The organism is Streptomyces canus, from assembly GCF_030815415.1.
Classification (GTDB): Bacteria; Actinomycetota; Actinomycetes; order Streptomycetales; family Streptomycetaceae; genus Streptomyces; species Streptomyces canus_F.
Genome location: NZ_JAUSWW010000001.1, coordinates 5402056 through 5417350, shown reverse-complemented (window position 1 = coordinate 5417350; position 15295 = coordinate 5402056). Strand labels below are relative to the sequence as shown.

8 protein-coding genes, 1 tRNA gene, 1 pseudogene and 1 riboswitch are annotated in these 15295 nt (G+C 72.4%); of the genes and pseudogenes, 4 read left to right on the top strand and 6 right to left on the bottom strand.

Annotation, left to right across the window (positions count from 1 at the left end):
• Nucleotides 1-36: 36 nt before the first annotated feature.
• Both QF037_RS25135 and QF037_RS25130 read right to left on the bottom strand, forming a co-directional pair.
• On the bottom strand, nucleotides 37-3372 hold the full coding sequence (locus tag QF037_RS25135) for an ATP-binding protein (RefSeq protein WP_307028839.1): 3336 nt from the start codon (nucleotides 3370-3372) through the stop codon (nucleotides 37-39).
• 247 nt (nucleotides 3373-3619) lie between these two features.
• The gene (locus QF037_RS25130) at nucleotides 3620-5719 is read right to left on the bottom strand and encodes an asparagine synthase-related protein (protein ID WP_307028836.1); all 2100 of its coding nucleotides are present in this window, start codon (nucleotides 5717-5719) and stop codon (nucleotides 3620-3622) included.
• Nucleotides 5720-6402: 683 nt separating this feature from the next.
• Between QF037_RS25130 and QF037_RS25125 the strand changes: the two genes are divergently transcribed.
• The 4 genes from QF037_RS25125 to QF037_RS25110 all read left to right on the top strand — a co-directional run bounded on the left by QF037_RS25125 (nucleotide 6403) and on the right by QF037_RS25110 (nucleotide 11813).
• Entirely contained in the window at nucleotides 6403-7827 is a 1425-nt protein-coding gene (locus QF037_RS25125; RefSeq protein ID WP_266890456.1) for an MFS transporter, read from the top strand.
• Nucleotides 7828-8086: 259 nt separating this feature from the next.
• The gene (gene lhgO / locus QF037_RS25120; RefSeq protein WP_373463816.1) at nucleotides 8087-9328 is read left to right on the top strand and encodes an L-2-hydroxyglutarate oxidase; all 1242 of its coding nucleotides are present in this window, start codon (nucleotides 8087-8089) and stop codon (nucleotides 9326-9328) included.
• 251 nt (nucleotides 9329-9579) lie between these two features.
• Nucleotides 9580-10392 (top strand): tRNA (guanosine(46)-N7)-methyltransferase TrmB, encoded by an 813-nt coding sequence (trmB, locus tag QF037_RS25115; RefSeq protein ID WP_307028833.1) that lies wholly within the window; start codon nucleotides 9580-9582, stop codon nucleotides 10390-10392.
• Nucleotides 10393-10502: 110 nt separating this feature from the next.
• Complete coding sequence (locus QF037_RS25110; RefSeq protein WP_307028831.1) at nucleotides 10503-11813, top strand: PrsW family intramembrane metalloprotease; 1311 nt, start codon at nucleotides 10503-10505, stop codon at nucleotides 11811-11813.
• A 40-nt stretch (nucleotides 11814-11853) separates the two neighbouring features.
• Here QF037_RS25110 and QF037_RS25105 read toward each other — a convergent pair whose 3' ends face one another.
• The 4 genes and pseudogenes from QF037_RS25105 to QF037_RS25090 all read right to left on the bottom strand — a co-directional run bounded on the left by QF037_RS25105 (nucleotide 11854) and on the right by QF037_RS25090 (nucleotide 15235).
• Complete coding sequence (locus tag QF037_RS25105; RefSeq protein ID WP_307028830.1) at nucleotides 11854-12798, bottom strand: aldo/keto reductase; 945 nt, start codon at nucleotides 12796-12798, stop codon at nucleotides 11854-11856.
• A 157-nt stretch (nucleotides 12799-12955) separates the two neighbouring features.
• Complete coding sequence (locus QF037_RS25100; RefSeq protein ID WP_307028828.1) at nucleotides 12956-14017, bottom strand: M23 family metallopeptidase; 1062 nt, start codon at nucleotides 14015-14017, stop codon at nucleotides 12956-12958.
• Nucleotides 14018-14028: 11 nt separating this feature from the next.
• A riboswitch (cyclic di-AMP (ydaO/yuaA leader) is annotated at nucleotides 14029-14186 on the bottom strand.
• 241 nt (nucleotides 14187-14427) lie between these two features.
• Nucleotides 14428-14991: pseudogene (locus tag QF037_RS25095) on the bottom strand (SpoIIE family protein phosphatase); the annotation flags it as partial.
• A 170-nt stretch (nucleotides 14992-15161) separates the two neighbouring features.
• Nucleotides 15162-15235, bottom strand: a tRNA-Met gene (locus tag QF037_RS25090).
• Between the last annotated feature and the right edge of the window lie 60 nt (nucleotides 15236-15295).

Below are 15295 nucleotides of genomic sequence, written 5' to 3'. Positions count from 1 at the left end.
GGCTCCTGGTGCCGGGCGGATGCTCGGGGCTTCGCCTCATGACGCCGCCGTGTCCGCGGAGTGTGTGCGCAGGGCCTCGTCGACTTCGCCGAGCACGTCGTTCGGGGTGAGCGCCGAGCCCTTGGCGCACTCCGCCGTGTAGCGTTCGTCACCGAGGGCCGCGCGGGCCTCGGCCTCGGCCCGTTCCGCGGCCACGCCCTCCGGCATGGGGCGCGGGAGACCGTCGCGCCAGCGGGCGGCAGCGGCGAGCAGCCGGGCGGCGCGTGAATGGTCGCCGAGGCGGGACATCAGGTCCGCCGTGCCGTCGGCGAGCGCCGCCTTCATCGCGTCGGAGCAGCGCGTCTCGACCGCCGTCCGGAGCGCTTGGGCCAGTTTGGGCAGAGCGGTCCCGGGGCCGGACACGGCCGCCGACACCATGGCGTCGACCGACAGCAGCATGACCCTGAACTGCGGTGGCGGCGTCGCCCGCCCGACGGCGTCGCGCGCCTCTTCGTACAGGTCGCGAGCATGGTCGATGTCCTTGTCGTCCAGCGCCATCAGGGCCAGCTGGAGCAGCACGAACGCCCGGGAGTCCGCCACGGCGTACCGTTCGGCGGCGGCGCTCGCCTCGTCCAGGGTGGCCAGTGCCGTCGTACGGTCGCCCGCGCGGTAGGCGATCTCGGCGAGCCGGGCGAGGAGGAACGGCGTTTCGGTGTGGGCCCCCACCTCGTGGGCGAGCCGCAGGGCCTCCTCGTACTCCCCCTTGGCCTCCTCGAAGCGGCCCCGCGCCATGGCCGCCTCACCCGCGGCGCTGCACACCTGGGCCCGCAGCCAGCGGTCGCCGACCCGCCGGCTCAGCACCCGCAGCTCCGCCAGGTCGCCGTCGATGCCGGGCATGCCGCCCGGGGAGTCGACGACCATGTGCGCGCGGAACATCAGGACGACGCCGGTCTCCCAGTCGCCGCCGTGGGCACGGCAGTTGGCGACCGCCCTGTCCAGGACGGTCCGGGCGTCCTCTCTCGGGGCGGGAGGGAGGAAGACCGTCACCGGCCAGGCGAGGCCGGGGAGGCGGGCCGCCTGGGGGCCGCCGCTCCCGAAGTGGTCCCGGATCCGTGCCACGTACCCGTGCATCCGCTCGTCCAGCCCGTCCAGGGGCGGGTCGACCTCGGCCATGAGGAAGAGATGCAGCATCCGGAGGTCCATCCGCAGGGTGTGCAGCGGGTGGTGCCTCTCGCTGTCCGGGTGGGCCAGAAAGGTGTCGACGGGGTCCAGGGACGTCACCAGGGAGCACGCCGCGTCCTGCTCCGCCGGGAGCGTGCCCCCGGCTGCGTCGCGGGCCGCGCCCAGCCGCAGCACCTGGCCGGTCCAGTCCGCGCCCTCCCTGCGGTAGTTCCGCAGCCACCAGAACCAGGTCATCGCGACGGCCAGGGCACCGGCCTCGGCCTCGTCGCCGGCCTCGACCGCGCGGTGGAGGGCCGCGCGGATGTTGTCCAGCTCCGTCTCCAGGCGGGAGATCCACGGGAGCTGGCCGGCGGAACGCAGCTCGGGCTCGGCCTCCTCGACGAGGGCGCGCACCCACGCTCGGTGCCTGCGCAGGGCGTCGGCGCGCGTGTGGGGAGCCTCGGCCGCGCGTTCGACCGCGTACTCGTGGATCGTCTCCAGCATGCGGTAGCGCATGGCGTCGCCGGTCCGCTCGCACGGGGCGGCGACGATCAGGGACTTGTCGACGAGCGCCCCGATCAGCTCGGCGGCGGGGCCGGTGCACACGGCCTCCGCGGCGGCGAGGTCCCAGCCGCCCGCGAACACGGACGCCTCGCGCAGCACCGTCCGCTCCCGCTCGTCGAGCAGGTCCCAGGACCAGTCGACGACCGCGCGCAGGGTCTGCTGGCGGGGCAGGACCGTGCGGCTTCCCGAGGTGAGGAGGCGGAAGCGGTCGTCGAGGCGGTCGGCGATCTGGCGGGGGGTGAGCAGCCGCAGCCTTGCCGCGGCCAGTTCGATGGCGAGCGGCAGCCCGTCGAGGCGGCGGCAGATCTCGGTGACGGCCTCGGTGTCGCGGAGGACGACGTCCGCGTCGGGGCGGACCGCCGTCGCGCGCTCGGTGAAGAGGCGGTGCGCCTGGGCGGGGAGGAGGGGCTCGACCGGGCGCACGGACTCGCCGGGGACGCCCAGGGGTTCACGGCTGGTGGCGAGGATCGTGAGCCCGGGGCAGCGGGTCAGCAGGGTCTCGGCGAGGTGGGCCGCCGCTTCGATGACATGTTCGCAGTTGTCAAGGATCAGGAGTTGGCTGCGCGGGGCGCAGTACTCGACGAGCAGGGCGAGCGGGTCGTCCTGCCGGTCCGTCAGCTCGGTGGTGATCAGCTTGGTCTCCCGCAGACCGAGCGCGCTGACCACCGCCCCTGGCACCGCCTCCGGCCGGTCGAGCGGCGCCAGCTCGACGAGCCACGCCTCGGGTCGCCCGGCGGCGGCCTCCTCGGCGAGACGGGTCTTTCCGGAGCCGCCCGGTCCGGTGAGGGTGACGAGGCGGGCCCTGTGCAATCCGGAACGGATGGCGTCGAGTTCGGGTTCCCGGCCCACGAAAGAGGTAAGGCGCGGACGGAGGTTGCCGCGCCGGGTGGCGGGCGCCGGGGTGTGAGGGCTCACGGGACCCGGGTGGGCCGGTGTCGGAGGGAGCGCGGGTGCCGGGTTGAGCAGTTCGGCGTGCAGGGAGCGGAGTTCCGGGCCCGGGTCGGCGCCGAGGCCCTCGGACAGGGTGCGGCGGGCCGACTCGTACGCGGCGAGTGCGTCGGCGTTGCGGCCGGTGTCGCGCAGGGCGCGGATGAGGAGGGCGTGCAGCGGCTCGTCGTACGGGTGCGCGGTGGTCAGTTCCGTCAGTTCCGGTACGGCGTCCTGGGCTCGGCCGAGTCTCAGGGCCGCGTCGGCTCGGGCGCGCAGCGCTTCCAGGCGGCGGGTCTCCGGGCGGGTCGCGGGGGTGCGGTCGGGGAGGTCGGCGAGGGCGGGGCCGCGCCACAGGGTGAGGGCCTCGTCCAGGGCGTGGGCGGCGGCTCGGGGGTCGTCCCGGTGGAGGGCCGCGGTGCCCTGGCGGGTGAGCCGTTCGAAGACGAAGAGGTCTACGTCGTCGTGGGTCGCGGTGAGGCGGTAGCCGCCGGGGGCGGAGGTGATCGTGTCCTTGCCGAGGGTGCGGCGGAGGCGGCCTACGAGGGCGTGGAGGGCGGCCGGGGCGTCCTGGGGCGGGGTGTCGGCCCAGATGTCGGCGATCAGGGTGTCGGGGGTGGTGGCGGTTCCTGGGCGGAGGGCGAGGGCGGTGAGCAGGGCGCGTAGGCGGGGGCCGCCGAGGGTTACGACGGTGCCGTGGTCGTCCTCGGCCTGGGTGACGCCCAGGATTCTGTACCGCACCGGGTCATTGTCGCCGGGGCGGCTGTGGGGGGCACAGGTTTTCGGGACCTGGGCGTGGGTGGGTGCGGGGTGGTGGGGGTGCGCGCCGGGCTTTTCTCGCCCCCGCCGCCCCTACCCGGCCCGTCCCTGGGGGCTGCGCCCCCAGACCCCCGCTTCGGCCCTGAAGGGGCCTCGTCCTCAAACTCCCCCAGAGGGGGCACCCCCAGACGGGCTGAGTGAAACGGACCGGCGTCGGGAGGCGTAGCCCCTAGCCCCTCCTCGCCGTCGCCCCCGCCCCCAACGCCCCCCTCTGGGGTGTGATCCCCGCCGGTACCGCGCGGGCGCGTGCCGGGGTTCCTGTCCAGCAGGTTCCGCGGCGGGCCAGTAGGCGGCGGAGCCAGAGTTCCAGGGAGACCAGGTCGGCGAGGCCGTCGAGGGGGAGGGGTTCGCCCTCCGCTGCCGCGCGGAGCGCCTTGCGGACGACCCTTGCCTCCACCAGGCCCGCCTCGGCGAGCAGGGGTGTGCCGAACAGGGACATCAGGGAGTCCGCCGCCACGCGAAGGCCGGTGCGGGCCGCCACCGCCGCCGAGGCGTGGGACGGTGCGCCCCAGCCGGGCGGGAGGTCGGTGATGCCCGCGCCCTGGAGGACCGTGCGCAAGATCGCGGCCCGTGCGCCCGGTTGGACCCGCAACGCCTCCGGGAGGGCTCGGCAGGCTCGGACGACCTGGTTGTCGAGGAACGGGGCGTGCAGGCGTTGGAAGCGGATCTCGGCGGCCTGCTCCAGGATGCGCACGTCGGCGGCGGTCCTCGCCAGAGCCGCACGCGCGCGGTAGTCGCCGGGGCGCTGGCCCGGGCCGACCCCGGAGCGGCTCGTCGCACCTTGCAGGCGAACCGATACTTCAGCCAGCGCCTCCCCCGTCAGCCAGCGCGCCGCGGGGCCGGGTCTGGCCCAGGACAGGGCGGCCAGTGACGCCCCCACGGCGCCCCCCGGCTCGTCGAAGCGGCGGTCCATCAGCCGGTCGGCGAGGACCTCCAGGCCCGTCCGGTACGGCGTACGGGCGAGGCGGCGTGCCGCTCCGTACACGCGCGCGGGGACCATCACCGAGCCGTCCGCCTTCGCCAGCGCCGCCACCGGGCGGACCAGATGGCGTCGCTTGCGGTCCATCAGGAGGTCGGCCAGGCGGGCCGGGTGTGCGTCCAGGACCTGGCGGGCGCCGTATCCCGTGAAGTGGTCCGCGCTGCCCGACGCCAGGCGTGCGCGGTGGCGGGCCGCCGTCACCAGGGAGGGGCCCGGCTCGTCCGTCAGGGGGCCGTCCAGGTCGGCGTACGGCAGTGTCTCCTCGCCACCGGCCACCACCACGTGGTGCAGCCGCGGGTTGGCCGCCAGCGAGCCCGCCCGCTCCACCTCGGCCTCCCGCCCGCGCACCACCAGGTCGTTGAAGGTGACCGCCAGCAGTCGCTCGCCCGCACCCGTGCCGTGCCCCAGCACCGTCCCCGGCATGCCCGGCAGGCCGGCGGCCAGCAGCGCCAGCGTTCCCGACGCCGGGCCGCCCGACAGGTCCGCCCCGATTCCCGGGACCGGCATCCCGCGCGCGGCACGGCGTTCGGCGGGGCCCATTCCCGGGACCGGGCCCGGGTCTATGTCGGCGCCGGGCACGTGCCGGGGCGCCGACAGACGCGCGCGTACCGCCTCCACCAGCGCGTCCCGCACCGCGTCCACCGCGCTGTCCGGGTCGGCGGAGGGTGCCGCCACCGCCAGGGAGGCGACCGCCTCGTACCCCGCGATCTCACGCGCCCCGTTGCGCAGGATCAGCGCGTGCCCCGGCGGAATGCGCCGTACGCCGTCGTACGGAGTGGAGTCGTGCAGCGCGGCAGGGACGTCGGGGGCCGCGAGGAGAGCCGCCAGATGTCCGAAGTCGAGGTTGGCCTCGATGAGGTCGGCCAGCGGGAGGGCCGCCGTCGCGTAGGCGGTGCCGCCGGCCCAGGGGGTGTAGAACACCGGGCGGGCGCCCGCGAGATCGCCGCTGACGGTGATCCGGCGGCCCACCTGGACGACGGCCGTGTAACTGCCGGACCAGGCCGTCAGATGCCGCAGGGCGCCTCCGCGCGCGGCGAAGAGACCGACCCGCAGTTGTTCGTCCGTCGCCCCGCAGGTACCGAGGACGGCGATTCGATTCTGCGCGTCGGCCTTCACCACCCGCACCTCGTCGGGACGCCAGTCCCCGACCGCCCACAGCGGATCAGGGTCGCCCCACAGCAAGTGGGAACCCACCGGATGCACGGTCTCGCCGTCGCCTCCGGTCGCCCCCGCGGAGCCGATCACGGCTGCCCCCGCTGCGGTGCTGCTCCACCCCACCAACCACCGCATGGACGCCTCCACAGACTGTGGACAACCAGTGCACCGTACGAACCGGTTCCCCATGCTGCCATGAAGGAGGCGCACCGGAGAGGCGGTGGAGCCGCTTGGGCTCCGTCGAATGCGCCCCCGTACACCTGCGCGTGAGGAAGCGAACGCCCGTACAGGACAAGGCGAGTGCGGCGCGAATGCGCCCCCGATACGCTCCCCCAAGACGCCCTTCGCGCCGTCAATTTCCATGGTAGGAGCGGTAATTGCCCTGGAGATGCGGGGTCTGTTTTCAGCCAACTTGGCGGAGCGGGGACAGGCTCGCGCACGCTCCGTACAGGCTCTGCGCACCGCATCGGTAACGCGCAGTCCGGGGAACGGAGTTCGCCCCCCGGACCGTTCCGCCACCCGCGGGGATGGAGGTGGCAGAATCCCCCAGCCCACTGGATCCAGTACAGCGGGCCGACCCACGCACGATCCATGGAACCGCTCCCCCGATGGCCGGAGAAGAGCGCACGCACGGGCGCACGGCCACACAACGGGGGCACGCCGCGACGGTGCGTAAGGGGGCCGTACGTGCGTACGGACCACAATCCCGCCATCCGGAACAATGCCTCTTAACGCATGGGATGCGGCGAACTACGCTGGGTTTACGAATGCCGCGTGGTTATGCCAGCGCGGCAGCCGTCTGTGTCGAGGGGTGGCTCATGTCCAGGGAGCAACGCGGGCCGAACGAAAAACTCGGCGCCGTTCTCGCCCTCGCGGGAATCAGCAACGCAGGGCTCGCGCGACGCGTCAACGATCTTGGCTCTCAACGCGGGTTGACTCTTCGCTACGACAAGACCTCGGTGGCGCGCTGGGTGTCCAAGGGCATGGTGCCGCAGGGCGCCGCGCCGCACCTCATCGCCGCCGCGATCGGCCAGAAGCTCGGCCGCCCGGTGCCGCTCCACGAGATCGGTCTGGCGGACGCGGATCCCGCACCCGAGGTGGGCCTCGCCTTCCCCAGGGACGTCGGACAGGCCGTCCGCTCGGCGACGGAGCTGTACCGGCTCGACCTCGCCGGCCGCCGTTCGGGCGCCGGTGGCATCTGGCAGTCGCTGGCCGGATCGTTCGCAGTAAGCGCATACGCAACGCCTGCCTCACGGTGGCTGATAACCCCGGCCGACAGTTCGGTCGCGCGCGAGATGAACTCCGCGGAGGCATCCGGCGCACCGCTCAAAGTCGGCCACAGCGATGTGCAGAAGCTGCGGGAGGCCGCCGAGGACGCCAGGCGCTGGGACTCCAAGTACGGAGGCGGCGACTGGCGTTCGTCCATGGTGCCGGAGTGCTTACGGGTGGAGGCGGCACCGCTGCTGCTCGGCTCGTACTCCGACGAGGTGGGCCGGGCGCTGTTCGGCGCCTCCGCGGAACTGACCCGTCTCGCGGGCTGGATGGCCTTCGACACCGGTCAGCAGGAGGCCGCGCAGCGGTACTACATCCAGGCGCTGCGCCTGGCCCGCGCGGCGGCCGACGTACCCCTCGGCGGGTATGTGCTGGCGTCGATGTCCCTGCAGGCGACCTACCGCGGGTTCGGCGACGAGGGCGTGGACCTCGCGCAGGCCGCGCTGGAGCGGAACCGGGGGCTGGCGACCGCCCGCACCATGAGCTTCTTCCGGCTCGTCGAGGCTCGTGCGCACGCGCGTGCGGGTGACGCGCAGGCGGCGGGGGCGGCGCTGAAGGCGGCGGAGGGGTGGCTGGAGCGGTCCCGGGACGGGGACCAGGATCCGTCGTGGCTGGGCTTCTACTCCTACGACCGGTTCGCCGCGGATGCCGCGGAGTGCTACCGCGACCTGAAGGCGCCTCGCCAGGTGCGGCGGTTCACCGAGCAGGCCCTGTCGAAGCCGACGGAGGAGTTCGTCCGGTCGCACGGGCTGCGGCTGGTCGTCTCGGCGGTCGCGGAACTGGAGTCCGGCAATCTCGACGCGGCGTGCGAACAGGGCGTGCGGGCCGTGGAGGTCGCGGGGCGTATCTCGTCGGCCCGGACCACCGAGTACGTCAAGGACCTGCTCCATCGGCTGGAGCCGTACGGTGACGAGCCGCGCGTGGTGGAGCTGCGGGAGCGCGCACGGCCTTTGCTGATGGCTCCGGCCTAGGCCCTGTCGTCACATTCCCGTCGTCCGCCCGAAGGGCGGGCCCCGCGGCGTCAGGTGCGTGCTCTCGGCGTGCCGGGCACAGGCCCTCGTACTGGTTGTACGTGGGTCTGTGCCCGGTGCGGCGAGTGGGGGCCCCTCCCACGCCCTCAAGGCAGTGGGGGAGCGTGCATGGCGTCGCGGGGCAGGCGGGAATTTGACGACAGGGCCTAGGAGTGGGTCCGCCCGCATCCCCGCGTTTGAAGGCACTGTCAGTGGCGCAGTGCACTATCGGAAGCGGGAGGTGGTGCAGGTGCGGGCGGAGGTCGCTTACGACTGTGACGTGCTCGTCATCGGGGGCGGGATCGTCGGGTTGTCCACCGCGTATGCGATCACTCGGTCCGCGCCGGGGACGCGGGTGACCGTGCTGGAGAAGGAGCAGGGGCCGGCCCGGCACCAGACCGGGCGCAACAGCGGGGTCATCCACAGCGGGATCTACTACCGGCCGGGATCGCTGAAGGCGCGGTACGCCGTCAAGGGCGCGGCCGAGATGGTGAAGTTCTGCGCGGAGTACGGGATCGCGCACGCCGTCACCGGCAAGCTGATCGTCGCGACCGAGCAGGCGGAGCTGCCCCGGTTGCACGCACTGGTCCAGCGAGGCCGGGAGAACGGGATTCCGGTGCGCGAGCTGGGACCCGCGCAGATCATGGAGTACGAACCGGAGGTGCGTGGCCTGGCGGCCATACACGTCGGGACGACCGGGATCTGCGACTTCGTCGGGGTCGCCCGGCAGCTGGCGGAGGCCTCGGGGGCGGACATCCGGTACGGCGCCCGGGTCGTCCACGTCGACCGGCGGCCGGAGCTCGGGGTGGCCGTGCGGACGGCCGACGGGGACATCGTGAGGGCGCGGGTGCTGGTGAACTGTGCCGGGCTGCACTGCGACGAGGTTGCCCGGCTGACCGGGGACGAGCCCGGGATGCGGATTGTGCCGTTCCGGGGTGAGTACTTCACGCTGGCGCGCCCCGAGCTGGTCAAGGGGCTGGTGTATCCGGTGCCCGACCCGGCGTTCCCGTTCCTCGGCGTGCATCTCACGCGCGGGATCGACGGCGGCGTCCACATCGGGCCCAACGCGGTGCCGGCGCTGGCCCGGGAGGGGTACGGGTGGGGGGTCGTACGGCCTCGGGAGCTGGGGGCGACGCTGGCCTGGCCGGGGTCGTGGCGGATAGCGCGGCGGCACTGGCGGTACGGGGCGGGTGAGCTGCGGCGGTCGGTGTCCAGGGCGGCGTTCGCGGATGCGGTGCGCAGGCTGTTGCCGGCGGTCGAGGACGGTGATCTGGTGCCGTCTGCCGCGGGGGTGCGGGCGCAGGCAGTGCTGCGGGACGGGACGCTTGTCGACGACTTTCTGATCAAGGAGGGGCCGCGGACCGTGCATGTGCTGAACGCGCCGTCTCCGGCTGCGACCGCCTCGCTGCCGATCGGGCGGGAGGTGGCGAGGAGGGCGCTGGCCGCGCTGGGGGGCGTGTGACGGGGCGTGGTGGTTGCGGTGCGGAGGTTCTCGCCCCCGCCGCCCCTACCCGTCCCATCCTCCAGGGGCTGCCGCCCCTTCGACCCCGGCCTCTGAGGACTCCGCCCCCGGACCCCCGTCGGCCCTTGAGGGGCCTCGTCCTCAAACTCCCCCAGAGGGGCACCCCCGGGCTGAAATGCCTGGACCGACGTCGAGACGCACAGCCGCCCCCGGGATGTGCTCTCCCTCCTCCCCGTAAAATCGACCTCACTGTGTCTGACTCCCGCAACGCGCCCGACGCGTCCCAGTCCGCCCACGCCCACGGTGAGCCCGTCCGGCACACCCGGGCCAAGGGCGAGCCCCGTTTTCCCGACGGGCCCAAGCCCGATCCGGCCGGGTCGCACTTCGAGCGGCGGATCCGGAGTTTTCAGCCGCGGCGGAGCCGGGTGACGGCGGGGCAGGCCGACGCGTTGCAGCGGCTGTGGCCCAAGTGGGGGCTGGACATCGACGGGCAGCAGGTCTTCGACCTGGCCGAGCTGTTCGGGAACGACAACCCGGTCGTGCTCGAGATCGGGTTCGGGATGGGCGAGGCCACCGAGCGGATGGCGGCCTCCGATCCCGGCACCAACATCCTGGCCGTCGACGTGCACACCCCCGGTCAGGGCAACCTGCTCAACCTCGCCGACCAGAGCGGCCTCTCCAACGTCCGCGTGGGCAACGGCGACGCGATCATCCTGCTGCGCGAGATGCTGGCCCCGGACTCGTTGGACGGGCTGCGCGTCTACTTCCCCGACCCCTGGCCCAAGAAGCGGCACCACAAGCGGCGGCTGATCCAGCCGGAGTTCCTCACCCTCGCCGCGACCCGGCTGAAGCCGGGGGCCGTGGTGCACTGCGCCACCGACTGGGAGCCGTACGCCGAGCAGATGCTCGAGGTGCTCACGGCGCACCCGGACTTCGAGAACACACAGGCCGACGGCGGTTTTGCGCCCCGTCCGGACTACCGGCCGCTGACCCGTTTCGAGGGCCAGGGACTGGACAAGGGACATGTCGTGAACGACCTGTTGTTCCGTCGCGTACAGCGGTAGGACAGCAGTAAGGGCGGGAGCAGGAACCGCACGACGACCAACCCCCACCGGCGCCCGAGACCACCTCGCCCACCTGCGGGCGGCGCCCCTGACTCGTTAGGGTCGATGCCGTGGCCACCTTTCCCCCGTACCCGACGCATCCCACCGGTCCTCCCGGCGGCGGTGCGCTCCGGCACGCGCACTGGTGGCAGCGCAAGTGGGTGCGATACGGCGCGCTCATCACCCTGCTCGCGCTCTCCGGGCTCGTCATCCTCGCCCTGGTGCGCGAACAGACCGGCACCGAGGGCTTCCTGGTCGGGCTCGGCCTCGCGATCCTGCCCGTACCGCTGCTGATAGCCGCCTTCCGCTGGCTGGACCGGGTCGAGCCGGGCCCCTGGCGGAATCTGCTGTTCGCGTTCTCCTGGGGCGCCTGCGCGGCGGCACTGATAGCGATCGTCGCCAACAGCTTCGCGACCAGATGGATAGCGACGGCGACCGCGGATCCGTCCAGCGCCGACACCCTCGGCGCGACCGTGATAGCGCCCGTCGTCGAGGAGACCGCCAAGGCCGCGGCCGTCCTGCTCGTCTTCCTCTTCCGCAGACGGGACTTCACCGGCATCGTCGACGGCGTGGTGATAGCCGGGGTCACCGCCACCGGCTTCGCCTTCACCGAGAACATCCTCTATCTCGGCACCGCCTTCGGCACCGACCAGCTCACCGGCCACAGCGGCATCGCCTCCGTCACCGCGGCCACGTTCTTCGTCCGCGTCATCATGTCGCCGTTCGCGCACCCGCTGTTCACGGTCCTCACCGGCATCGGCTTCGGCATCGCGGCACTGTCGGCGGACCGCCATCACGTACGGCGCGTGCTGCTGCCGCTCTCCGGCCTGCTGCTCGCGATGGGCATGCACGCCGTCTGGAACGGCTCCTCGACCTTCGGCGAGTACGGCTTCTTCGCCGTGTACGCGGCCTTCATGGTCCCCGCGTTCGGCCTGCTGACCTGGCTCGTCATCTGGACCCGGCAGCGCGAACTGCGCACCGTGCGCGAGGAACTGCCCGCCTACGCCGTCGCCGGCTGGCTCACCCCCGCCGAACCCTTCGCCCTCGGCTCGATGCGGGCCCGCCGGATCGCCCGCCAGTACGCCCGCGCCCACGCCGGGAAGGGGGCGGCGCGGGCGGTGGCGCAGTACGAGGCGTACGCGACGTCCCTGGCGTTCCTCCGTCACCGGGGGCGCCGCGGCCGGGCCGGCGCCGACTTCGTCGTACGGGAGCGGGAACTGCTGCACGAGTTGTGGGTACGGCGGGAGGCGGCGCGCCCGGCCCTGGACCACGCGGCCCGGATGACGGCACCGCCGACCCCGGTCGTGATCCCGCCGACGCACTGGCCCATGCACGGGTACCCGGCGGTGCAGTACCCCGGCTACAACCCGTACCGGACGTGAGAGCCAAGGCCGAACGGCACCACTGGGCCGCGCAGCACCCCTAGGCCGACGCCTCCGTCAGCCGCGTCACCTCGTCCTCCGTCAGCCGCACCTCCGCCACCTTCACCAGCGCCGGCAGCTGCTCCACCGTCCGTGCGGACGCGATGGGCGCCGCCACCGTCGGCCGGGCCGCCAGCCATGCCAGGGCCACCGTCGCCACCGGCACGCGATGGGCCTCGGCGATGTCGTCGAGGGCGGCGAGGACCCTGCGGCCGCGTTCCGTCTCCAGGTGCTTGCCGGCACCGGCGGCACGGGCGCCCTCCACCACCTCGCCTTCGCGGTACTTGCCGGTGAGGAACCCGGAGGCCAGCGCGTAGTACGGGACGGCGGCCAGTCCGGTCCGTTCGGCCAGGTCCTGGAGCTCACCCTCGTACGTCTCGCGCGAGACCAGGTTGTAGTGCGGCTGAAGCGCCACGTACCGGGCCAGTCCCTCGCGCTCGGAGAAGGCGAGGGACGCCTCCAGGCGCTCGGCGGAGATGTTGGACGCGGCGATGTGCCGCACCTTGCCCGCCTTCACCAGCTCGTCGAGCGCGCCGATGATCTCCTCGACCGGCACTTCCACCTTGTCGAAGTGGGTGTAGTACAGGTCGATGTGGTCGGTGCCGAGGCGGCGCAGGGAGGCGTCCGCCGCCGCCTTGATGTTCGCGGCCGTCAGGCCCTGGAAGTCAGGGTGCTGGCTGACCTTCGTGGCGATCACGACGTCGTCGCGGTTGCCGCGCGCCTTGACCCACTTGCCGATGATGGTCTCGGACTCACCGCCGACGTTGCCGTCGACCCACGCGGAGTACGCGTCCGCCGTGTCGACGAAGTTGCCGCCCGCGGCCGCGTAGGCGTCGAGTACGGCGAAGGACTGTGTCTCGTCGGCGGTCCAGCCGAAGACGTTGCCGCCGAGGCAGAGCGGGAAGACCTCGAGGTCGGACGTGCCCAGCTTGCGAAGAGAAGTCATGTACGGGGTCAACGCCGGTGCGCAGACCGCTCTTCCGAAACGGCCGCAAAGTTCCCGTAAACAAGCGGAGGCAGGCGTTCCCGAACCGGTGACGGAAAAACCGGCGGCCCTGACGTCGGGGGGTGTGCGTCAGGGCCGCCGGTGGATCAAGAAAAACTCAGGGGGTGAGCCCCTTGCTCCGCAGCCACGCCATCGGGTCGATCCCGGTGGACGCACCGCCCGAGTGGACCTCGAGGTGCAGATGCGCGCCGGTGACGTTGCCGGTCGCACCCACGCGCCCGATCACATCACCGGTGTTGACCTTCTGGCCCACGCTGACGCTGATCGACGACTGGTGAGCGAACCACAGCTCGGTGCCATCGTCGAGGGTGAGGACGGTCTTGTAGCCGTACGACCCGTCCCAGCCGGCCTGCGTGATGGTGCCGCTGTGGATCGCCTTGATGAGCGTGCCCGTGGGAGCCGCGAAGTCGAGACCCGTGTGGTACCCGGAGGACCACAGGGAGCCGGCCTGACCAAAGGTCGAGGTGATCGTGTACGAGGAGGTCGGCAGCGTGAACTGCTTCGCCAGCGCGGCGAGCCGCTTGGCCTCGGCGGCCTTCTCGGCCTCCGCCTCCGCCTTCTTCTTCGCCTCGGCGGCGTCGTCCGCAGCCTTTTTCAGCGCGGCGGCCTCGGCCTTGGCGGCCTCGTCGGCGAGGGCGCTCTGCGTGGCGAGCTGCGTCTTGTTCTCGACCTGCGTCTGCTGGCTCTCGGCCTGCGCCATGATCCGGTTGCGCAGCGTCTCACCGGCGCCGGCGCCGGCGTCGGAGACGCTGATCTGGGTCTTGTCCGTGACGGCCGTGGCGGCGGCCGTGGGGGCCGCGGCGAGGTCGCTGAGCGCGGTGGCCGAGCCCTGCGGTGCCTCCTCCTCGCCGGACACGAACGGAAGGTCAGGCATCGAGATGGAGACCGGCGGCTTGCCGGTGTTGGCGCTGGCCATGCCGGCCCCGCCGACGGCGGCTATGACACCGACGCCCAGGACGGTGGAGCTGCGGGCGAATCCCCCGCTGCGCTGCTTGGCCACCCGATGCTTGCCACGGACCGGTCGGATGGAGTCCTCGTTGGGATTCCACTCCTCCCGCGGACCCTCGTCGTGGTGGTAGCTGCCGTAGCCGAAGACATCGGTGGTGCTGCGCTGGCTCGGCACGTACGGGGCCTCGGGGGCAGGCCGGTTTGACGCCACGTGGGCGTGCTCCTTTCCTTCCTTCTCGCCTACCGGGTTAGCTGACGGGTTCGGAGCAGGAAGGTCTCCTACGCGCGTATACCGGCCGTGAGTTCACGGCGGCATCCGCGCGATTCACCCCAGGGTGGTGGTTCCCCGGCTCCCTTGCGGGATTAAGCGCGTGAGCACGGAGCCGTCTCTTGTGACGGCTGGGACGACCGCGCTGCGTTATCGAACGTTAATAGACGCGGACCATGGATTCCAAGCTGTTCTGCTTGATCATTAACCTTTTTCCGCTGGACGTACGGGTCCATGAGCGGTGAAAAACGGGCGAGTTGACCGCCCTCCAGTAAACTCACAGGTATTGACTGTATGTCAGTTGTTATGCGGAGGGCACTCACCCGATCACCCCAGGTGATAAAGCCGACCCGGAAGGCGCGCCCCGCGAGCCGCGCCGCCGGATCGTAGAACTCCCCGTACCGGTCCCGCGCCTCGGACAGCCCGTCTGTATACAGCAACAGCGTCGCCCCGCCCGGGAAAACCGCCTCCTCCGCACGGTCGGGCCGGCTCCCCAGTTCGCCCATGCCCAGCGGCAACGCGGGCTCGGCGGCCTCCCGGAACGCCCCGATGACGACGGCGACCGCGGCCACCGCCCCCATGCCCTTCCCGCGCACGTCCCCCCACCACCAGCCGCACCCCGTACGGACTGTCCTGCACCGCGTACAGGTCCCCGCCGATGAAGGTGTCCTGCTGCGCGGCCTCGTACCGCACCGCGATGTCGAACCCGCCGATCCGGTCGTCGGGCTCGGGCAGCACCGCCCGCTGGGCGGCTTCGGCGATCTGGCGCTGGGAGGCGAGCCGCTGGTCGCCGCGGAGCACGACCCGGTGAGGACGGCGGCCGGCACGGCGACCACCGCCACGGTGAGCGCCTCGGTGAGGGTGTCGGCGTCCAGCCGGAAACCGAACCGCATATGGACGGCGAAGGCGGCGATCAGCAGGACGGGCAGCACCCGTAAGAAGGCGGAGATACGCCGTCCCGCCACCGCCGCCTTATCCACATGCCCCGGTTTCCCGGACCGGGCCCGGCGGCGAGCCGTGTGGCCCGACCGGGGGAAACACTCAGGGCCGGAGTCCAGTGAACTGGACTCCGGCCCTGAGCCGTGAGTAGCGGGGACAGGATTTGAACCTGCGACCTCTGGGTTATGAGCCCAGCGAGCTACCGAGCTGCTCCACCCCGCGTCGGTGAAACCAGCATACGCCATCCGCGGGACGCTCAGCACCACGGTTGATTCGCGCCGC

What these genes read in the sequence shown, in the direction of transcription:
- QF037_RS25125 (WP_266890456.1), top strand. Translation starts at nt 6,403, where the DNA reads ATGTCCAGGGAGCAACGCGGGCCGAACGAAAAACTCGGCGCCGTTCTC.
- QF037_RS25105 (WP_307028830.1), bottom strand. Translation starts at nt 12,798, where the DNA reads ATGACTTCTCTTCGCAAGCTGGGCACGTCCGACCTCGAGGTCTTCCCG.
- QF037_RS25130 (WP_307028836.1), bottom strand. Translation starts at nt 5,719, where the DNA reads ATGCGGTGGTTGGTGGGGTGGAGCAGCACCGCAGCGGGGGCAGCCGTG.